The following is a 19,610-nucleotide window of genomic DNA, read 5'->3' as shown; positions in this document are numbered from 1 at the left end:
CATGCCTGTCGTGCTCTACGGAATAGTCCGGGCAGACCACCCTCTCCCAAGCCAGGAGCCGGGCGCTGGCTCCGGCTCGGAGATTGGCATCGGACACCCGGCGGCACCGCTGCGCCTGGTGCGCTCGGGGCCGCTCGCCGCGGCCGTCAGCCCGACGACGGACGTCGGCGAGCTGGGCGAAAAAGAAGCCGTCAGGCACCTGGAGATCCTCCAGCGGCTGCTCGCCGACGGCCCGGTGCTCCCGGTGCGACTGGGAACGGTCGCCCCGGACGACGACGCGGTCCGCACCGAGGTCCTCGAACCCGTCCAGGACAGCCTCCCCGAGCAGCTGGACGCGATCGACGGGCTGGTCGAGCTGTATCTCGACATAGAAGAGGAAGAGCAGACCGAACTCGCGGAAGCGGTCGCCGCGACCCCGCTGGCATACGCTCCGCCTCCGGATGATCTCGACGCCCGGATCCAGCTCGGCCAGCGGATCGCGGACCTCGTCGTCGCGCGCCGGACCGCACAGGCGGAGGAGATCCTTGACGACCTGCGCCCGCTGGCACGCGCGGACCGGCCGCGCAGGCATCACGGCGGCCCGGAGGACCCGGCCCTCAGCTGGGCGTTTCTCGTACCCGCTGACAGGCTGCCCGACTTCGACGCGGCCGTGGAGCGCGTCCGGGCGGCCCGCCCGTCCCTGAAGGTCGACTACGTCGGACCGCTGCCGGCGGTCGACTTCGTCGACTTCCCGGCCCGCGTCCTCACCGCAGAGCCCGCCGCGAACACCACCGGCGACACCTTCGGCGGTTCGGGCCGATGGGGCTGGGGCGGAGACGGCGAACAGCGGAACACCAGCGAGGCCGCTATCCGCGCGGGCGCCAGCCCTGTGAGCGGCAGCCCTGCGGGCGACAGGCGCGCGGGCAACGGCGGCACGCGCGACGACCGGAAGCGAAAGGAGCCCTGATGAGCAACGTCAAATGCGCCTTGGCCCTGATGGGAGGGTATGTCCTTGGCCGGACGAAGAAGGCCAAGGCGGCCATCAGTCTGGGCTTGTGGCTCTCTGGCCGCAAGTACCACCCGAAGGACATCCTGCGCGACCAGGCAGGCCGACTCGCGCGCTCCACCGACGGCGAGCAGTTGATCAATCAGCTCAGGGGGCCGGCGACCGAAGCTGGTCGCCGCGCCGCGGTCGCGATGTACGAGGCCCAGATCAACCGGCTTTCCGACACGCTGGCGCAGCGAACCGAGCGGCTGACAGCCGCACTGGGCGGCTCGGAGCAGCTCGCCCGCGACGAGGGCGAGGCAGTGCGCGGCGCCGTGGAGGATGTCGCCACCTCGGTGGTGCCTGGCACCAGCCACAACGGTGACAGCGGTTCGGGTGACAGCGGTTCGCCGGGCCGCGGCGACGACACGAGCACGACCGGCCAGCACGACACAGGCCAGAACGGAGCAGGCCAGGACCGCAGCGCCGTGGACGGCCACGACGCCGCCGACCGTAGCGTTCCCGACAGATCTGGCGGGCGGCGCAGGGATGCCCTCCGTGGCCCGCGCGAGCGGATGGCGCAGGCATCGACCGGTGGAGGTTCGCGATGACGCGGCCGACGGAGCATCCGAACGGGCTGACCGGAGCTCTCCTGAGCAATCCGGCCACCAGAAGGCTCGCCGACCAGGTGCAGGGCCTTGCGAAGGCGGGCGGCAGCCGGCTGGCCGGCAGTATCGGCGAACGCCTCGCGTCCAGCACGGACAGACTCAATCACCTGGGCGACTCCAACGGGCAGACCTCGTCGCTCGTCGACGGCGCGAAACGCCTGGCCGAGGGCCAGTCTCCGCTCAGGGCGGCTGCCGGGTCGGTCCTGTCCAACGTCAAGGACAAGGTGACGGGGGCTCTCGGCGCTGCCAAGGGCCGGGCTGGCGGGAAAGGGGGCCCACCCAAGGCGACGAACATCGAGGAGGCGGTGGACATCGGCGTCCCGGTATCCGTGGCCTTCGACCAGTGGACCCAGTATCCCGAGTTCGCCAAGTTCATGAAGGGGGTCGAGGCGGTCGAAACCAAGAGCGAGACCGAGCAGAACTGGCGGGTCAAGGTTTTCAAGTCCCGGCGCAGCTGGCAGGCAAAGGTCACCGAGCAGGTCCCGGACCGCCGGATCGCCTGGACCTCCGAAGGAGCGAAAGGCTCCGTCAAGGGCGCAGTCACCTTCCACCCGCTCGCCGACGACCTGACCCGTGTGCTGCTGGCCATGGAGTACCACCCCAGCGGGTTCATGGAGAAGACCGGAAACCTGTGGCGGGCCGGCGGGCGGCGAGCCCGGCTGGATCTGAAGCACTTCCGCCGCTTCATCACGCTCCGCGGCGAGGCCACCKGTTCCTGGCGAGGCGAGATCCGTGACGGTGAAGTCGTGCGCCCCCCGGACGAGGACGACTCCGGCGAGAACGGCGAGCAGAAACTGAGCGCCGAAACTGCGCAGGCCGCGGAATCCAGAGACCAGAACTCGGGAACCGACAAGCCGGCCGGTGCCGAGAAGCCCGTCCATGCCTGACACGTCTGGCAGAGGCATGCCACGCCGGGTGTCACCGCCCGGTTCTCGGGCAGGCCCCCGGAGCGAGGGCGCGGGGTGTGCGCCGGTGCGGTGCGGCCGATAAGGGGGCAGGCATGTTCTACGACCCGGTCGAGTACACCTTCTATGCCTGGTGCGTCGAACGGCTGCTCAGCTCAGCATCGGTAGCCCCGTACCTGCGTGATGGTGTTGTCGAACTCGGGGCCGGGTCGGGCCTGCCGATCGTCGAGGCGCTGCGGCGCTGCGAGATGCCGGTTCAGGCCCGCGGCTTCGAGCGCGATCCGGAATCGTTCCGGATCGCCAGCCGGCTGGCGGCGCTGAAGGCGCCGCCCGGCTACTCCGTCGAGCCAGGTGACTTCTTCGACCGGGGCCTCGACGGCCCGGAGCGGGTCGCGATCGCCAACCCGCCCTACCTGGCCGCCCCTACGGGTAAAACGTCCGCCCCTGAGCTGTGGGGCGGTGAAAGCGGCGCGGAGGTGACGTGTCGGATGCTGTCCGGGCCGTTTGACGTCCTCATGCTCATGATGGCCTCGATCGCGGACCCCGTCGGGGTGATCGACCATGCCGCGCGCTCGGGCTATCTCGTCGTCGACTGGTGCGCCCGGCCGAATCGTTGTCCGATCGGGTCGGTGGTCTGCCTGGATACCAGGCGCGTCGGGCGAGCCGCGACATGGAGGCCTATGTGTCGACCACACCGTGCTCGGACAGTCCACCAGAGGAGCGGGTTGATCCCCCGCAGGGTCGGGGGATCGGAGCACTCGCCACCTCGGCGCTGGTGGGAGACCTGGTTCGGCTCGAACTGCTCAGCCATGGCCATGCCCGCGACCTGATGGTCTCGGCCGAGGAGGACCGCAGCTCCTACGCCTTCACCTGGGTACCCACCGCTGCGGAGGTGAGCGGCTACATCGATGCCCAGCTCGCCCGTGCCGCGGCCGGATCGGTGGTGCCCTACGCACAGGTGGCGGTGGCGACCGGCCGCGCCGTAGGGGCGACTGCCTATCTGGAGTTCCGGCCCTGGCCCCAGGGGATCGGAGTGTGCGCGGTCGAGGTCGGGTTCACCTGGCTGGCCTCATCCGCACAGGGCACCGGCATCAACACCGAAGCCAAGCTGTTGCTGTTCGGCAACGCGTTCGAGCGTTGCGGCGCCGCCCGTGTCGATCTCAAGACCGACGCCCGTAACCGCCGCTCCCGCGCAGCGATCGAGGGCGTTGGTTGCACCTTCGAAGGTGTGCTCCGGAACTGGTCGAAATCCTGGGCGCCTGGCGAGGACGGCCTCCTGCGAGATTCCGCGATGTATTCGATCATCGCGTCGGAATGGCCTGATCGTCGCACCCGGCTGAGGGCACGGCTGGCCAGGGCCCACCCGCCGGACGGCTGGCGCACTCACGATGATCGTGCTCCCGGCAGCAGCAGCTGACGCTGACGTACGGCGGCACAGCGAGCGGCCGGTTCTGTCCGCCACCGCCCCGTAACCTGCTGACCTGGGTACATGATCAACTTGGCTGTACGCCGTGATGGTCGTGCGAGCCGGAAATCCATCGCTGCGGCGGTCGTGGATGTTCCGCGGCCAGGGCGTGGTGAGTTCTCGGACTTGACCGGGCCTGAGTTCTACGGGTTCGACGGGGCGCCGCTGGCCCCGCCGGCCGCACGGGCCGGGCCTTCTGGCGCCGAGGTCCGCCCGGACGCGTGAGCGGACTGGGTCGACTCCGCTGCCGGCTGCCTCAGCAGTCCGTCGACCAGCGCGTTCAGCATGACGGCGAAGGTGCGGCTGCGGTTCGGCGGACGGCTGAGTGTGGCGGTCACGGTCGGGTCGAGCGATGGAACGATGGCGTCGGCGACAACGTCGCCGACGGCCTGTTCCGGCCAGTCGCGGGCGACATGGCCGACCGTCACATGATCGCCGACGAGCTGGACGACGGCATTGGTCGCGTCGGCGACCTGAGCCCCGTGCAGGCCCGCCCGGGCGAATTCGCCTGCCAGTGCCAGCCGGGCCGGCCCCAGCAGCGCCAGCAGGATTCCCCGCTGATGGGCCAGCTCCACCAGCCCGCGGTGTTCGTTGATGTTCCCCAGCAAGGAGGTGGCGGCCGACACGATGCGTTCCGCGGGCGACGCGCCGACGACGCCTACCGCGCCGATCGTGTCGCCCATCTGGCCGAGGACGGTGTCGAGAAGCTCGTCCCGGTTGCCGACGTGCCAGTAGATCGCGGTCGGCGCCACGCCCAGCTCGGCCGCGAGCCTGCGCATCGAGAACTGCTGGTAGCCGTCCCGCTCCAGCAGCGATCGGGCAGCGGCGATCACCTGGTCCGGGGTGAGGGCATCTCGCACAGTCCGGATGTTACCTACCTGCCACCCTCATCAATTTGCCACACGTACCGCGAAAATTCGCCAGCGCCGCGCGGTATTCGTCGTACCGATCACGTCCTGATCTCGGGTTTGACATTCGTAATGGCTCGTCGGCGGCGCGGCGGATTCACTTGGCCGTGAGTCTCCTCCGGGCAGCCAGCCCAGATCGGACGCGTCATAGGGAACGACGGCGACATAATCGGTTGGCCCGTTCTCGGTCACCGTGCGGACGCTGTCGGTGGCATGGTCCGAGACACACAACCGGCCGTCGGCCCGATCACGGGGATCATGTGTCTTGTCTCTGTGTGCGGCGGGGTGCGACAGACGACAGCCCCGGTCAGCCGCGGGGCAGGCCCAGGATCCGCTCGGCGATGACGTTGAGCTGGATCTCCATGGTGCCGCCGCCGATCAGCTGTGTCGGCACGCTGAGGTAGCGGTCCACGCGCGCACCCGCGGGGCCGTCGGCCAGCGCGGCCTTGGCACCGAACCAGCGCATCGACCGCTGGCCGATCTCGGCGACGAGGAAGCCGGAGGCGACCTTGGAGACGCTGGATTCCGCGCCGGGGCGCAGCCCGGACAGGGTGCGCTGGGTGGTGCGCAGGGCCATCGCAGCCAGCGCGTGGGCGGTGGCGAACATGGCGCCGACCTCGCGTGTCGTGTCCCGCGGCGCGCTGGCGAGCTCACCCGAGGCGACGAGGTCGAGTAGTTGGGTCGGGATGTGCTGCATCCCGCTGATACTGACCCGCTCGTTGCCGAGCGTAGTGCGGGCCAGCGGCCAGCCCTGGTTGACCTCCCCGACCAGGCGGTTATCGGGTACGAAGACGTCGTCGAGGAAGACCTCGTTGAACAGGTAGCCGCCGTTCGCCTCGCGCAGCGGCCGGATGTCCAGGCCGGCGGCCAACATGTCGACGACGAAGTAGGAGATGCCCTTGTGCTTGGGGGCCGCAGGGTCGGTTCTGGCCAGGCAGATGCCGTAGTCCGCTTCCCGGGTGCCGGTGTTCCAGACCTTCTGACCGGTCAGCAGCCAGCCGCCTTCGGTCTTCTCGGCCCGGGTCGACAGGGACGCGAGGTCGGAGCCGGCGCCCGGCTCGCTGAACAGCTGGCACCAGCGCAGGCCGCCGCGCAGTGTCGGTGGCACGAAGAAGTCCTTCTGCTCCTGGGTGCCGTGCGCGAGGATCGTCGGCAGCGCCCAGTCACCGATGATCAGTCGTGGCTGGGTGACCCCGGACCGTTCGTACTCCTGCTGGATCACCAGCTGCTCGACCGGGCTCGCGGCGAGGCCGTAGGGCTTCGGGTAGTGCGGCAGGACGAGCCCCTCGTCCGCGAGCCGCTGCCGGCGGGCCGGCCCCTCGGCGGGCAGCGCCGCGACCTCGGCGAGCACTCCCGCGACGCGGGCCCGGAACGCCTCGTCCGCGTGTGACAGGTCGATGCTGAAATCGCGGGCGGTGTGCTGGACGAGTTCGCCCGTCAGATGTTCCCAGTCGGCGATCGGGCCCAGCAGGTTCTCCAGGACCATCGCTCGGCGCCAGTAGAAGTGGGCGTCGTGCTCCCAGGTGTAGCCGATCCCACCCAGCAGTGTGATCGTCTGCAGGCCGATCTCGGTGGCTCGCGGCAGGCAGGCGACCGCGGCGCCGGCGGCGGCGAGGGCGAGTTGCTCGTCGCCCTGCTCCATCGCGCGGGCTGCGTCCCAGGCCGACGCCGACATCGTCTCGACGTCGATGAACAGCCGGGCGCACTTGTGCTTGATCGCCTGGAACGAGCCGATGGGCCGGCCGAACTGCTCGCGGATCTTCGCGTAGTCGATGCCGGTCGTGACGCACCACCGTGCGAGCCCGACCGCCTCGGCGGCGAACAGCACCGCCGCGACCGCTCGGACCTGTGCGGAGTACACGTCGAGGACCTGTTCCGGGCCGACGGTGACGTCGGTCAGGGTCACCGTCCCGACGGCGCGGGTGTGGTCGACCGGTGCGCCTGCGGTCGCCTCGATGCCGCCGCCGGGTTCGGCGGTGAACCAGACCTCGTCGCCGTCCGGAGTGGTCGCGCCGAGAATCAGGATCGCCGCCCCGGGGGCGCCGAGCACCGGCAGGGTGGTGCCGGTGACCCGGTAGTTGCCGTCGGGGCCGGGCGTGGCTGTGACGCCGTCGGCCGCGAGCGCCGTGGCCCCGGTCGTGCCGGCCGCGAGCGCTGGCAGCAGCCGCTTGCGCAGGCTGTCGTCGCCATACCGGGCCAGCACGCTGCTGGTCAGCACGCTGGGCAGCAGCGGGCCGGGCAGCAGCCCGCGTGCGCTCTCCTCGACGACGACCGCCAGTGCCAGCGCCCCCGCCTCGGCGCCGCCGAGATCCTCCGGCAGGTGCAGCGAGGTCAGTCCCTGATCGACGAGCGCCTGCCAGTAGTCGGGAGCGGTGCCCGCGACCCACTCTTCCGACCCCGCTCGGACCCGCTCGGACCCGGCGTGCCGAGCGACGAAGCCGCGCACGGCGTCCGCGAGGGCGGCGTGGTCCTCGTCAAGACCAATGGACACGGTGCATCACTCCTCGCGGCCGACGAGCAAGCCGTCGGCCCATCTGGGACTCTCAGGGCATTGAGCAAAAACTGCGCGAGCGTGACGGCCCGCCCAGGTCCGGCGCGGTGGGCCCGGCTGCCCGTGCCCGGCTGCCCGTGCCCGTGCCCGTGCCCGCGATCGTGGGCAGCCAGGCCAGAGCCGTGCGGGTCAGTGGGCGGGGTGCAGGGCGACGAGTTGTTCGCTCTCGTCCCAGAGCCGCTGGGCGAGGCCCAGGTCGGCGGCGACGGTGCTCAGCGTCGCCGGCTTGCGCCGGTCGAAGTAGACGCCGGTGGTCGTGGCGAGCTCCGGGGACGTGGCCAGGGTGATCGAGGGGACGGCGCCTCGCACGGCGGTCAGCGGCTCCGGGAGATTCGCCAGCGCGGCGTTTGACGCCACGTTGTCGCGTGGCACGGTGACCGCGTGCGCGAGGTCGGCTTCGCGGGGCTGGCCCAGCTGGGTGGCGACGTAGCCCGGGTTGAGGGCGTTGACGGTCACGCCGGAGCCGGCGAGCTGGCGGGCCAGGATCTGCATGAAGTAGAGGTTGGCGAGCTTGGACTCCGCGTAGACCTGGAGCGAGTGGAAGCGCTCGCGGTGCTGTAGGTCGTCGAAGCAGAGGCCGTCCGGTGCCGCGCGGTAGGCACCGGACGAGACGATCACGATCCGGGCCGGTGCGCTCGCGATGATCCGTTCCCGCAGCAGGCTGGTCAGCAGGAACGGGCCTAGGTGGTTGACGCCGAACGCCGCCTCGAACCCCTCCGCCGTCTCCCAGCGGTGCCCGCCCGGCGCGAGCCCCGCGTTGTGGACGAGGACGTCGATGCGCGGGTAGCGGTCCAGTACGGTCGCGGCGAACTCGCGGATCGAGGCGAACGACGCCAGATCGAGCGGCACGAGGTCGACGGCCTTGCCGGTCCGGCGCTCGATCTCGGCCACCGCCGCGGAGCCGCGGCGCGGGTCTCTCGCGGTGGCGACGACCCGCAGGCCCCGCTCCGCCAGGCCGAGGGCCGTTTCGAGGCCGATGCCGGTGTTCGCACCCGTGACGATCGCGACCGGCTGGGTGACGCCGTTGTTCATAGTCGAGTTCCTTCTGTTGTGGCGTGGCGCGTAGGCACGGTCAGTCGTCGGACCACTCGGCGGCGACGCTGCCCCGCCAGCGCGGCGACCGCCGTTCCAGGAAGGCCAGGACGCCTTCCTTGGCGTCCGGTGCGCCCATGGTGTGGTGGTGGGCAGCCGTCTCCCGGGCCTCCACGCCGGCGGGGTCCAGTCCCCAGGTGTCCCAGAGCAGCCGCTTGCTGTACGCGACGGACAGCGGGGCGGTGTTGACCGCGATGTCCCGGGCGATCTCCAGGGCTGCGGGCAGGACCTCCTCGTTCGGCAGCACCCGGCTGCAGACGCCCAGCTCTCGGGCCTCCTGGCCGTCGAACGTGCGCCCGGTCAGCAGGATCTCCGCCGCGCCGGACATGCCCGCGATCCGGGGCAGCGTCCAGTGCGAGTAGGCATCCCCGAGCACGCCACGACGGGCCTGGACGATGCCGTACTTCGCGTCGGCCGCGAAGATCCGGATGTCGCACTGCAGGGTCAGGGTGAAGCCGATGCCGATCGCGTGGCCGTTGACCGCCGCGATGACGGGCTTACGCACCCGCCACGCCGGCATGCTCAGCCCCGCCGCGCTGAACGCCGCGCTGCCGGGACGGGCGAACGTGTCCCCGCCGGACGTCATGTCCGCGCCGGCGCAGAACGCCGGCGGCGTTCCCGTCAGCACGACCGCCCGGACCGCGTCGTCGGTGTCGCACCGCTCGTACGCCGCCACGAGGTCGCGGGCCATCGAGCCGCCGAACGCGTTACGCACCTCGGGCCGGTGCAGGGTGAGCGTTGCGACGCCGTCGGTGAGGTCGAACAGGACCGTCACCGTTGCACCGTCCCGGAGGCGGAGGCGGAGGCGGCGGCGGGGGCGGCGGCGGAGGCCTGGCCGTCGGCCTTCGCGGACGCGGCGTGCAACGACCGTGCCACGTCACCGAAAAGGTCGTCACCGACCGGGTAGCCGGGGAAATAGGCACAGACCCGGTCACAGTCGCCGTAGCGGCGGACGATCTCCTCGGCCACCTGGTCAGGGGTGCCGCAGACGGCGATGGTCTCGAACATCTCGTCCGTGACCAGCTCGGTCATCCCGGCCCAGTCCCCGCGCTTGGAGCGCGCGTTGAGCTCGGGCTGCAGGTCGCCCCAGCCCTCCACCTCCAGCACCGGCCGGTAGGACGGAGTCGAGCCGTAGAACCCGATCAGGCTGCGCGCCGCCCGCGCCGCGGCCAGCTCCTGCTCCGAACGCCCGACCGCGACGATCACCTCGGCGGTGATCTCCAGGTCGGCGCGGCTACGGCCGGCGGCGGCGAGGCCGGCCTCGATCGCCGGCATCGTGCGTTCCCGCATATGCCGGTCGCTGTTGAACGGCATCACCAGGATCCCGTCGGCGACCTCGGCCGCCATCTGGTTCATCTTCGGCCCAAGCGCGCCCACCAGCACCTTCGGCACACCGTACGGGTTCGGCCCCGGATTGAACGCCGGGGTCATCAAGGTGTGGGTGGTGTATTCGCCGCGGAAGTCCAGCCGGGCGCCGTCCTGCCAGCTGCCCAGGATCGCCTTCGTCGCCTGAACCCACTCGCGCATCTGCGCCACCGGCCGACCCCACCGGGCGCCGTACCGCTTCTCCACGTGCGCCCGCACCTGCGAGCCGAGCCCGAGCCGGAACCGGCCCTGCGACAGCAACTGCAGATCATAAGCCGCGTGCGCCAGATGCAGCGGGCTGCGCGGAAACGCGATCGCGACGTTCGTCATCAGATCCAGCGAACACACCGGCGCTGCCGCGACCAGTGGAAAGAACAAATCATGCGAGTTCTCGAAGCTGAACACCCCGTCCACCCCGGCACGCTCCAGCGCCCGGGCCCGCTCGGCCGCGTCCACGACCGAATTCGACAACATCACATCCAGCTTCAGCGCCATCGCCGGCTTCCGCTCCTCGTCTCCCGATCAAAATGCGCACAGCGGTATGGCCTCTGCCGCCTCTGTCCAACGAGGCCGGGCGCGATTCTGGCGGTGGCGCCAGGCTCCGCCCGTCGATTCGGCGGATACCTGGGCGTCCGTCAGGCGGCCCCATCGGGAGCGAGACCGAGCTGGGCAGGCGTCGGTCCGAGCTCGGCGGCTGCCGAGGTCAGCAGCTCGGCGTCGAAACGGTAGAAGTCGATCGCGTTGAGGCCGAGGATGCGCCGCGCCTCCGCCGGCGGCACTCCGGCGACGGCGGCTGCGATGGAACCTCGGCTGTCGGGCCAGGTGCCCTCGGTGTGCGGGTAGTCGCTGCCCCACATCATGCGTTCGACGCCGGCCTCGTGCCGGCGGCCGGCATCAGCGGCCCGCATGAAGCTCACTCCGAACCAGATGTTCTCCCGCAGGAACTCGCTCGGCGCCTGCCCCAGGCCTTCGATGAACTTCGGACCCACCAGCTCGCGCATGGCGTCGCCGGTGTCGTACTCCACCTTGCCGGCGAGGACGGAGTGCAGGCCGTCGTGCGTCAGTGCGTCGTTGAGTACGCCGTCGAAGCTCTGCTCGGTGACCACGTAGCGCAGAGTCGGATGCCGCTCGAAAAGGCCGGACCAGATCAGCAGCCACAGGTTGCGGTGCGAGTAGAAGGTGAACTCCTGGAGGTACACGAGCCGGGCCATGCCCGGCTTGCCGCCGTAGTCCGGCGACCCGCTGCCGCCGTGGTGGTTGATCGGGATGTCGAGGTCGGCGCACGCCGCCCAGATCGGTTCGTAGCTCTCGTCCCAGATCGGCGGGATCGGCGCGCCCGGCGGGATCGGCGGCAGCAGGATGCCTCCGGTCAGCCCGTTGTCGCGGGCCCAGGTGAGCTCTCTGACCGCCTCGTCCGGCTCGTTGAACAGCACCTGCGCGATCCCGGCCCGCCGGCCGGGCACTTCGCGGCAGAAGTCGGCGAGCCAGCGGTTGTGTGCTTTCAACCCGGCCCAGCGGCGCGGGTAGTCAGCCGCAGTCGGGGGACCGGCGACGAGCGCGGTCTGCGGGCAGAACGGCGGATTCGTGTTCGGGAAGATCACCTCGGCGACGATGCCGTCCTCGTCGAGGTGACCCAGGCGTTTCGTGCTGTTCCAGTTGCGGTCCGCACGCACCTCGTCGAGATCGCTCCAGGGATTCACAAAATCGCGCGACCAGCTGTCGAAATCGTCGTGCCATGTCCGCGGAAGATAGTCGCGATAGCCGAGTAAAGGCGCACCGGCGTGGCAGTCTGCCGACACTATGACCACCGGCTCTTCGGCCGTCGCGGATTCGGCCTCCATGTACCCTCCAGAGCAATAATGGCTGCTGCCGACCAGGGCACTGTAACACCTGTAACATTGGGCGTAAAGTCGAAAGGTCGGTCTTAGCCGGATCGACGCAGTGGGCGCCGGTCGAGGCGTGGGAGCGGCAGCGGAAGATCACGGGGTGCGTCAGGTTGGCGAACGGCCTGGAGGACGCCGTTGCCTTCGCGGAAGCGCCGGCTGCTCTGGCGCGGTAAGCAGGCGGCCCGGGGCCCGGGACGCCGCCCGTCGAGGCGCCGACGGACTGGCGGAGGTTGGCCGTGAGTCCTACGTCGACCTCTACTGCGGCCGGTCGACGACCCGCGAGGTGACCCGCGCGGAACATAATCTTGAGATGGCCGTCTGGATGGAATGGCCACCCCGCCTCATCAGGCCGTCGCTGAGCGCAGGATCCGCCGTGACGCGAGGGCGAGCTGCAGCCTTAACCGGCCCGCCGGTTCCTTCAGCGGCCATCCAAGGACAACCTCGGCGTGCGCGAGCCGGCCCTGAAGCGTGGAGTGGTGCACGTTCAGCGTTCTCGCCGCGTCACGAAGGCTGCCAGTACTCGCGACCGCGTCGAGCGTGGCGAGCATCCAGGGAGCTGTCGCCGCGGTCCGGTGGAGCGCCTGGATGTCAGGCACCGCCCGCGGGCACGAGTCGACCGCCGGGATCAGAAGGGCGAGGACGCCGAGCTCATCGGCGTGCACGACCCGAGGGCCCGGGTCGGCCTCGGTGCCGTCAGCGGTGAGCCGCAGTGCCAGTCGGGCCGCGTCCCACGAGGCCGGAAGGTCGGCGGGCTCGACCGCCGGGCCGATCCCGGCGCGCTGCTTCTGGATCCGCCTGGCGTCATGGGCCAGCACGAGCGCGGTTCCGTCCTCCAACGCGATGGCCCGGACGCGTGCGGGCAGCCGCAGCCGACGTACCGCCGCGAGCCGGTCGCTCTTGGAGACCCGGGCATCGAGGACCAGTTCGAGCGAGGCGGACTCGTCGAGGTGAGCCTGGCCGGCGGTCCTCTCCAAGGCCGCCCGGACCGCGGCCGCCGCACGTTCGAGCACGACGGCCTGGAGGGTTGGAACCGGCCGGCGCGCTTCCAACCACAGCGCCGCGCCGACCGCGTTGACCGCGGCCGTAGGCCAGGTCGGATCAGGGGCGGATGACGGCGACTGCGGGGTGCCGTCGGGCAGCACGCGCACGGCGTGCCGCCCGATCGGGTCAGCCAGCCGCACCGGGCAGGCGGCAAGCTCCGCGGCACTTGCCACGATCGCCGGCAGATTGGCCCGGCTCGCCACCAGCAGATCGAAATGGGCGATCACACGAATCGCGACGGCCGCCTCCTCGTCCAGGTCCGCCAGCCGCACCGCGAGCTCCCTCATCGGCTCATAATCGCCCCCTGCCGCGCACGCCGGCCAGTGGCCGTAGATCTCGGACGTGCGACCTGCCGCGGGACTCACGCACCTGGCCGAGCCGGTGACGGTGATCCACACGCCATTCGGCGGGCCGCGCCCGTCGGTTGGCGGCTATCGGCGGCCCCGGCGAGCGGCCAGAATCGCGGGGACTCGTCATGCCGAGGCACTCCGCCACCTCGGCTGCCTGAGGAAGAGACGGAGCAGCATGAGCGACCAGACCGGCGTGCACGTTCCGACGAGTGTCAGTGAGGTCGCACGCCAGTTCCTGGCAGCTCCCGCGCCTGACCGGGCCACCTATCCGGCTCTGGCCGACGCCCCGGCGTGGTCGCGACTCATCGACATCGCCGATTCAGCCCTCCGGGAGCGATTTTCCGGCTTCGATTTCCCGGTGGACGTGCAGGACACGAAGATCGGGGGGGTGCGCACCTTTGTCCTGAATTTGCAAGGTATGTCAACCGAGGAGACTCCGATCTACCTCGACGTCCACGGAGGGGCACTGATCACGGGCGGTGGAGAGGTGTGCCGTCTGATCAGTTCGGCCACCGCGATGATCAACGGAATGATCACGTGGGGTGTGGACTACCGGATGCCGCCGTCCCATCCCTATCCGGCCGCGCTCGATGACTGTGTCGCCGTCTACCGGGCACTTCTTGAGAAACGCGAACCTTCGGACATCTTCGTCGGCGGAGGCTCCGCGGGTGGGAACCTCGCGGCGGCACTGCTCGTGCGGGCGAAGGAGGAAGGTCTGCCGATGCCCGCCGCTCTGGTGCTGCTCAGCCCCGAGGCCGATCTCACCGAGTCAGGCGACACCTTCTTCACCAACAGGCTGTTCGACAACGTCCTCGGAAGCCTCCACGACGTGAACCTGCTCTACGCCGACGGCCATGACCTGTCCGATCCGCACCTGTCCCCGCTGTTCGCCGACCTCGTCGGATTCCCGCCGACCTTCCTGCAGTCCGGCACCCGGGATCTGTTCCTGTCCAACACGGTCCGCATGCATCGCCGACTACGGTCCGCCGGCGTCGAGGCGGAACTACACGTCTTCGAGGCGATGCCCCATGGCGGATTCGGCGGCACCAGCCCGGAGGATCTCGAGATGTACGCCGAGATGCGTAGGTTTCTCGACCGCCACCGCCGGATGGGCTGACACCGGTCCGGCTCACCAGAATCCGGTCGACAGGGCCCCGTAGACTGTGTGACCCCGGTTCCGCGTCCGTCGCGGCGGTTGCGGAGCCGGTCGATTTCTGGCGGAGTTTCACCGCCTCGATCGGCCCTCGCAAATAGGACATGACCATGCGGTGCCTTCCCGGCACCCGTGTCGTCACATGCGACGCGCCCCCGCCGACGTCGGTGATCTCGGCCATTGTGGTCACCTCGTCGGTCGGCCATGAATAATATTGCTCGTTTTATATGCAGGGGTGTGCGTTGTTGATGCAGGCCCGTAGGAGAGGCCGCAACCCGCGGCGGCGAGAATCTCCACGACGTTCACCCGGCGGATCCCTTTCCAGTTATTCGCCTTCTGGTAGGTCGGATCCGTCTGCCCTCGCGATCTTTCAGAGAAGGAGCACTCGCAATGCGACATTATGGTCGGGTCGCCCTGGTCTTATCCGTGGCCTGCGCCGTCGGCGTCGCCGGCTGCTCGGCCGGCTCGAAGGGGAGTAGTGCCGGGACGGTCACCGTGAACCCGGCGCTCAGCAAGCTCGGCCCGGACCACGGGTGGAGCCAGACGAACGTCACCGTTGGTGCGAACAGCCTGGCGTGCAGCGCGCCAGCGTCGAACCCGAACCGTGGTGTCACCGCGACCTCGGTCAGGATCGGGTTGCTCGCGACGGCGACCAGCCCGGGAGGCGTCGCCTTCGGCGACTTCCCCACCGGTGCGAAGGTCCGCATCGACGCGGCGAACACCGCGGGCGGTGTCAACGGCCGGACGATCGACCTGCTCGGTACCCGCGATGACACAGGCGACGCCGGCCGGAACGGCGGCCAGGCCGAGGCCCTCGTCGAGAAGGACCAGCCCTTCGCCGCATTCGTCCAGACAATCGACGCCAACTACATCGACGCGTTCTGCTCTGCGGAGATGCCGTTCTTCGGCTGGGGCGGCAACTCGGGGTTCTGCGGCAACGCCATCGGCTTCGGGATCACCGGATGCGCGACCCCGAAGACCGGCGACCCACGCGCCTACGACACGGGCGGCGCGCTGACCATGGCCAACGCGCTGCCCGCGGGCACCGCCAGGACGGCGGCGCTGATCGGTCTCGACAACGACTCGGCCCGACAGGGCATCATCACCGTCGGCCAGGGCATGCAGGCGGGCGGCTTCAAGATCGTCTACGAGGAGTCGCCCATCCCGATCTCCGGGCTGAAGGACGCCACCTCGATCGTCAACGACATCATGCGGGCCGACTCGGGCAAGCCCCCGGCCGTCGTCTTCTTCGTCGCCCAGTTCGGTGACGCGGTGAAGCTCTCCGGTTCTCTGAAAGCAGCCGGCTACAAGGGCATGATCGTCTCACCGCTCTACGACCCCCGGGTCTCGACCGTGCCCGAACTCGAAGGCACATATGCCCTGCTGGGGTGGCAGGGCGGCTTCGCCACCGACGTTCCGGCCGTCGCGCAGATGGTCGCGGACTTCAGGAAGTACTCTCCCGGCACCGCCCTGAGCCTCACGGCGACAGCCGGCTACTGGGCTGCGGACATGCTGGTCAAGGCCCTCCAGAAGACCGGCGAGAACCTCACTGTCGACAGCTTCCTGAAGACCCTCAACACCAACTACACCAACTACGTCCCTGGCGCGGTCCCGGAGACCCGCTGGCCCCTCAACCACGTCGCACCCTCGCCCTGCGGGACACTGGCACATCTCACCAATGGAACCTGGAGCGCGCCCGGACTGCAGTGCGGCGCCATCGCCAAGGCATCCTGACCGGGGGTCCGGCCTCAGAGCGTCGTCCTGCCCGTGGCGATCGTGTCGGTGAGCAGGCGGCCTGTATTCGGTCTCCCAGTGTGAGCAGCTCGGCTCCGGTACGGGCCGGCACTCCGCTGTGGCCGGGTGTCGGGAGTAGGCAGAGCACGAGAACAACCTTGCCCTCGGCGTCGAACACCGGGGCGTTGACCGCGCAGGCACGGTAACGGGCGGCCGGGGCGGCAGCCGCGGACGCAGCTGCCGAGGGAGCCGGTCAAGGCCGGGTCAAAGCGGCATGACTGACCGCCGGAACATGTCGGCGTGAGGGAGTAGCCAGGCCTGTCGCGTCCGGCCGTGCGCGATCATGGCCGTGGCGGCTTGCACGCAAGGATCATTGAGTGCATAATGTATCCATTATCTGATCACGGTGGCGAGGTGGCCAGCGCTGGGGCTGCCGCCTCCCGCCAGACAACCCGTCGGTCTCGACACCCTGACCCGAACCGGACGTGCGCGAGCGGCGGAGGACCTTCGACCTTGTCAGGCTCCTGGTCGCCCGCCCGGGAGCCTGGCTGCGCCGAGCGCCCCTGGCGGCGGGTGGGCGCACGATGTCCCGGACTTCAGCCGACCCAGTCCCCATCGTCTGCATAATGCGACCGTTGATTTGGCGATTGCATCCCTGTAAGACTAGGCGCGCCAGCTTCGGCCCATGACCGCAGGAAGCTTGCTGAGCTGCCGGTGCCGCCCGAGGAGAAGCCTGTGTCGACCGCAAAGCCGATCTCGCGCACATTTGCCGGCGCCGATGTGCCTACCAGCCCCAGAGTCCCGCGGCCTACGAATTCCGCGCGCTGGCGCCGCTGATTCACCGAGCGACGCTTACGCTTGCCGGCGGTGCAAGGACCCCTTCACGATATCTGGCCGGCATGCGTGGGATTTGCGCCCCGACACAAAGGAGACATCCGATGACTCAGGACGCCAGGTCCGCCAAGATGGTGTTCTTTCGATCCGAGGACGCCACGCCGATCGACGATGACGGCATTATGTCGCCTCCCACGATCGACGAGGCCGTGTATGAGCAGCTCGATCTCACCCCCATCGTGCACGGCCAGCGCGTCAGGGTTCTCTTCAAGGGAGAGGGGCCAGATGGCTTCAGTCTCGTCTACTCGTGGTTCGGCGCCGGCTTCCGGCTACCCCGGCACAGCCACTCCGCGGACTGCCTCTACTACGTCCTCTCCGGCGAGATCCTGATGGGCAGCAGGGTGCTGAAGGCCGGAGACGGGTTCTTCATCAAGGCTGACGCCCCGTACGCGTACACCGCAGGTGACGAGGGTGTTGAGGTACTGGAATTCCGTACGTCAACGAGCTTCGACAACAGAATCCTTGACCAGACCGCTGAACGCTGGAAGCCTATCATCGCGGCCGCGGTCGCCAATCAGGACCGTTGGCTCGCTGCCACCGCCGGCGCCTGAGCGTCGAGCCGCGTCGAGTCGACACGGCAAACTCCTTTCCGCAGGCTCGGCAGCGGACAGCTTGAGATCGTGGTCCCCAAGTACCTGAACGGATTTCTGAGGCAGTCTGCATCGCCCATGGCCTGCTTCTGAAGGCCGTAGTGGCGCGGTCCCGGTTAACCGTTGGAAGGTACGCCACCGGCTTACTCCGCGCCATGCGGCGGCGAAACCCGACGCGCTGGGGGAGAAGCCATGGATGGCGGCGTTCGTGGCCAGCGCAGTGTTCGTCCGCCGCCTCACCGGGGCCGTCTGGCACATTCCGGCGCGGACGGCTCGGCCCCCCTGGCGACCTGCATGCCCTGGAACTCGTGCGCCGGGGTCAGGCGCCCTCCGGATCGCTGTGCATCCCAGTGCCTGAGTTCGACACCTCGGTATCAACTGCTTCTGGAGGTTTCTGGCGTGTTCACCCTGCGCTTCGACATGCGGGCCCCGGAGACCGGCGCCCCTGCCACCGAGTTATACGCCGCTGCCCTGGAGATGGCTTCCTGGGCGGAGTCCCGTGGCTGCCTGTCAGCGCTCCTCTGTGAGCACCACATGGCCAGTGACGGCTATCTGCCCGCTCCCCTGACACTGGCCAGCGCGATGGCCGCCCGCACCAGCACACTGACGATCATGATCGCGATCGTCATCCTCCCGTTGCACGACCCGGTTCAGCTCGCCGAGGAGCTGGCGGTCCTCGACATCATCAGCAAGGGCCGTGTCATGCACGTCATGGCCATCGGGTACCGCCCTGCCGAATACGAGATGTACGGCGTCGACTACCATCGCCGCGGCAAGATCGCCGATGAGAAGATCGAAGTGCTTCTGCGGGCCAAGACCGGCGAGGCCTTCGAATACCAGGGCCGCCGGATCCAGGTCACTCCCGCGCCGGTGACGCCAGGCGGGCCGATGGTTTCCTGGGGCGGCGGCAGCATCGCCGCGGCCCGGCGGGCCGGCCGCAACGGCATCGGGTTCTTCGCGCAGAAGGGCGACCCCGAGCTTCGGGTCGCCTACGAGGAGGCCGCCCGCGCCGCCGGTCACGAGCCCGGCATGTGCGTGCTGACGCCGGACGACGCCACGACGACGATGTTCGTCGCCGAGGACGTCGACGCCGCCTGGGAGGAGCTCGGCCCATACCTCATGCACGACGTGCGCAGCTACGCCGCGTGGAACGAGGGCAACACCGACACCGCCAGCCTGTCGTTCGTCGAAACGGCCGAGGAGCTCCGTAGGGAGAACCGCAGCCACCGGATCCTGTCGGTGCCCGAGGCCATCGAGCATGTCCGGACCGGCGCGCCGCTCGGGCTGCACCCGCTCATCGGCGGACTTCCGCCGGAGATCGCGTGGCGGTACCTGAAGGTCGTCGACGAGCAGGTCATGCCCGCTCTCGCCCGGTGAGGCGGCTCAACCAGCAGGGCAGAACCTCTGAGAACAACCCTCCGATGAAAGGTGCGATGTTGCCGATACGAGTCGTTCAGTGGACCACGGGCATCGTCGGTCGCAGCGCGGTGCGCACGGTCCTGGCCCACCCGGACCTCGATCTCGTCGGGTGCTTCTCCTGGAGCGCCGACAAGGCAGGAACGGACGTCGGTGAGCTCTGCGGTATCGACCCCGTCGGGGTGGTGGCCACCGACAGCGTCGAGGAGATCCTCGGCCTGCGGCCGGACGTCGTCCTCTACATGCCGCTGCACTGGCAGGTGGACGAGATGGTCCGGCTGCTGGAGGCCGGTATCAACGTCGTCTCGACCGCGAACTTCATCACCGGCCGTTCCTACGGCGACGAGGCCATGCGCCGCCTCGACGACGCCGCGAAACGCGGCGGGGTGTCGCTGTACGGCACCGGCATCAACCCCGGCTACGCCAACGCCCTCGGCCTGATGGCCACCGCGGTGTGCCGCCGGGTGGACCGGGTGTCCGTCCTGGAGTCCGTCGACTGCACTGCTTATGCCTCGCCGCAGACCTGGCTGGAGACCGGCTTCGCCGTCCCGCCCGACACGCCCGGCCTCGCCGAGCTCGCGAAGAACCGGCAGCTTGTCTTCGTCGACGCCGTCGAGATGATGGCCGA

Annotated in this window: 16 protein-coding genes and 1 pseudogene; 10 read left to right on the top strand and 7 right to left on the bottom strand. The window is 69.5% G+C overall.

The window, feature by feature from the left end; all coding sequences use genetic code 11:
- The first annotated feature begins 1 nt into the window (after position 1).
- The 5 genes from CcI49_RS37370 to CcI49_RS37350 all read left to right on the top strand — a co-directional run bounded on the left by CcI49_RS37370 (position 2) and on the right by CcI49_RS37350 (position 3,954).
- Positions 2 to 946, top strand: a complete 945-nt coding sequence (locus tag CcI49_RS37370; protein WP_083749953.1) for a GvpL/GvpF family gas vesicle protein — start codon at positions 2 to 4, stop codon at positions 944 to 946.
- Entirely contained in the window at positions 946 to 1,575 is a 630-nt protein-coding gene (locus tag CcI49_RS37365; protein WP_076834362.1) for a hypothetical protein, read from the top strand. The genes CcI49_RS37370 and CcI49_RS37365 overlap by 1 nt, the downstream gene beginning before the upstream one ends.
- On the top strand, positions 1,572 to 2,519 hold the full coding sequence (locus CcI49_RS37360) for an SRPBCC family protein (protein ID WP_076834358.1): 948 nt from the start codon (positions 1,572 to 1,574) through the stop codon (positions 2,517 to 2,519). Before CcI49_RS37365 ends, CcI49_RS37360 begins: the two co-directional genes overlap by 4 nt.
- Positions 2,520 to 2,632: 113 nt before the next feature.
- Complete coding sequence (locus CcI49_RS37355) at positions 2,633 to 3,367, top strand: methyltransferase (protein WP_235497857.1); 735 nt, start codon at positions 2,633 to 2,635, stop codon at positions 3,365 to 3,367.
- Positions 3,367 to 3,954, top strand: a complete 588-nt coding sequence (locus CcI49_RS37350) for a GNAT family protein (protein WP_347280174.1) — start codon at positions 3,367 to 3,369, stop codon at positions 3,952 to 3,954. The genes CcI49_RS37355 and CcI49_RS37350 overlap by 1 nt, the downstream gene beginning before the upstream one ends.
- A 191-nt stretch (positions 3,955 to 4,145) precedes the next feature.
- On the opposite strand, the gene CcI49_RS37345 is transcribed toward CcI49_RS37350, so the two are convergent.
- The 7 genes from CcI49_RS37345 to CcI49_RS37315 all read right to left on the bottom strand — a co-directional run bounded on the left by CcI49_RS37345 (position 4,146) and on the right by CcI49_RS37315 (position 13,132).
- The gene (locus CcI49_RS37345; protein WP_076834356.1) at positions 4,146 to 4,862 is read right to left on the bottom strand and encodes a TetR/AcrR family transcriptional regulator; all 717 of its coding nucleotides are present in this window, start codon (positions 4,860 to 4,862) and stop codon (positions 4,146 to 4,148) included.
- A 355-nt stretch (positions 4,863 to 5,217) separates the two neighbouring features.
- On the bottom strand, positions 5,218 to 7,401 hold the full coding sequence (locus tag CcI49_RS37340; RefSeq protein ID WP_054566367.1) for an acyl-CoA dehydrogenase: 2,184 nt from the start codon (positions 7,399 to 7,401) through the stop codon (positions 5,218 to 5,220).
- Positions 7,402 to 7,590: 189 nt separating this feature from the next.
- Complete coding sequence (locus CcI49_RS37335; RefSeq protein WP_054566368.1) at positions 7,591 to 8,493, bottom strand: SDR family oxidoreductase; 903 nt, start codon at positions 8,491 to 8,493, stop codon at positions 7,591 to 7,593.
- Positions 8,494 to 8,533: 40 nt separating this feature from the next.
- On the bottom strand, positions 8,534 to 9,328 hold the full coding sequence (locus CcI49_RS37330) for an enoyl-CoA hydratase-related protein (protein ID WP_054566369.1): 795 nt from the start codon (positions 9,326 to 9,328) through the stop codon (positions 8,534 to 8,536).
- Positions 9,325 to 10,413 carry a TIGR03617 family F420-dependent LLM class oxidoreductase gene (locus CcI49_RS37325; protein WP_076834354.1) on the bottom strand — a complete coding sequence of 363 codons (1,089 nt, stop codon included), beginning with the start codon at positions 10,411 to 10,413 and terminating at the stop codon, positions 9,325 to 9,327. Before CcI49_RS37325 ends, CcI49_RS37330 begins: the two co-directional genes overlap by 4 nt.
- A 140-nt stretch (positions 10,414 to 10,553) precedes the next feature.
- Positions 10,554 to 11,759 (bottom strand): amidohydrolase family protein, encoded by a 1,206-nt coding sequence (locus CcI49_RS37320; RefSeq protein WP_076834352.1) that lies wholly within the window; start codon positions 11,757 to 11,759, stop codon positions 10,554 to 10,556.
- A 389-nt stretch (positions 11,760 to 12,148) separates the two neighbouring features.
- Positions 12,149 to 13,132, bottom strand: a complete 984-nt coding sequence (locus tag CcI49_RS37315) for a helix-turn-helix domain-containing protein (RefSeq protein ID WP_054566615.1) — start codon at positions 13,130 to 13,132, stop codon at positions 12,149 to 12,151.
- A gap of 238 nt (positions 13,133 to 13,370) precedes the next feature.
- Here CcI49_RS37315 and CcI49_RS37310 point away from each other — a divergent pair, with 238 nt between their 5' ends.
- From CcI49_RS37310 to CcI49_RS37285, 5 genes and pseudogenes are all read left to right on the top strand, one after another.
- On the top strand, positions 13,371 to 14,312 hold the full coding sequence (locus CcI49_RS37310; RefSeq protein ID WP_054566371.1) for an alpha/beta hydrolase: 942 nt from the start codon (positions 13,371 to 13,373) through the stop codon (positions 14,310 to 14,312).
- A 426-nt stretch (positions 14,313 to 14,738) separates the two neighbouring features.
- Positions 14,739 to 16,082 carry an ABC transporter substrate-binding protein gene (locus CcI49_RS37305; protein WP_076834350.1) on the top strand — a complete coding sequence of 448 codons (1,344 nt, stop codon included), beginning with the start codon at positions 14,739 to 14,741 and terminating at the stop codon, positions 16,080 to 16,082.
- A gap of 938 nt (positions 16,083 to 17,020) precedes the next feature.
- Positions 17,021 to 17,527, top strand: a complete 507-nt coding sequence (locus CcI49_RS37295) for a cupin domain-containing protein (protein WP_076834348.1) — start codon at positions 17,021 to 17,023, stop codon at positions 17,525 to 17,527.
- A 438-nt stretch (positions 17,528 to 17,965) separates the two neighbouring features.
- A complete protein-coding gene (locus CcI49_RS37290; RefSeq protein ID WP_054566374.1) occupies positions 17,966 to 18,943 on the top strand; it encodes an LLM class flavin-dependent oxidoreductase in 978 nt (325 codons plus the stop codon).
- Between the two features lie 56 nt (positions 18,944 to 18,999).
- A pseudogene (locus CcI49_RS37285) lies at positions 19,000 to 19,610 on the top strand (dihydrodipicolinate reductase); the annotation flags it as partial.

This window comes from Frankia sp. CcI49 (assembly GCF_001983215.1).
In the GTDB taxonomy this organism is placed as follows: Bacteria; Actinomycetota; Actinomycetes; order Frankiales; family Frankiaceae; genus Parafrankia; species Parafrankia irregularis.
This window is presented reverse-complemented; position numbering and strand designations above follow the sequence as displayed.

What these genes read in the sequence shown, in the direction of transcription:
- CcI49_RS37370 (WP_083749953.1), top strand. Translation starts at nt 2, where the DNA reads ATGCCTGTCGTGCTCTACGGAATAGTCCGGGCAGACCACCCTCTCCCA.
- CcI49_RS37365 (WP_076834362.1), top strand. Translation starts at nt 946, where the DNA reads ATGAGCAACGTCAAATGCGCCTTGGCCCTGATGGGAGGGTATGTCCTT.
- CcI49_RS37355 (WP_235497857.1), top strand. Translation starts at nt 2,633, where the DNA reads ATGTTCTACGACCCGGTCGAGTACACCTTCTATGCCTGGTGCGTCGAA.
- CcI49_RS37350 (WP_347280174.1), top strand. Translation starts at nt 3,367, where the DNA reads ATGGTCTCGGCCGAGGAGGACCGCAGCTCCTACGCCTTCACCTGGGTA.
- CcI49_RS37335 (WP_054566368.1), bottom strand. Translation starts at nt 8,493, where the DNA reads ATGAACAACGGCGTCACCCAGCCGGTCGCGATCGTCACGGGTGCGAAC.
- CcI49_RS37325 (WP_076834354.1), bottom strand. Translation starts at nt 10,413, where the DNA reads ATGGCGCTGAAGCTGGATGTGATGTTGTCGAATTCGGTCGTGGACGCG.
- CcI49_RS37320 (WP_076834352.1), bottom strand. Translation starts at nt 11,759, where the DNA reads ATGGAGGCCGAATCCGCGACGGCCGAAGAGCCGGTGGTCATAGTGTCG.
- CcI49_RS37315 (WP_054566615.1), bottom strand. Translation starts at nt 13,132, where the DNA reads ATGAGGGAGCTCGCGGTGCGGCTGGCGGACCTGGACGAGGAGGCGGCC.
- CcI49_RS37310 (WP_054566371.1), top strand. Translation starts at nt 13,371, where the DNA reads ATGAGCGACCAGACCGGCGTGCACGTTCCGACGAGTGTCAGTGAGGTC.
- CcI49_RS37305 (WP_076834350.1), top strand. Translation starts at nt 14,739, where the DNA reads ATGCGACATTATGGTCGGGTCGCCCTGGTCTTATCCGTGGCCTGCGCC.
- CcI49_RS37295 (WP_076834348.1), top strand. Translation starts at nt 17,021, where the DNA reads ATGACTCAGGACGCCAGGTCCGCCAAGATGGTGTTCTTTCGATCCGAG.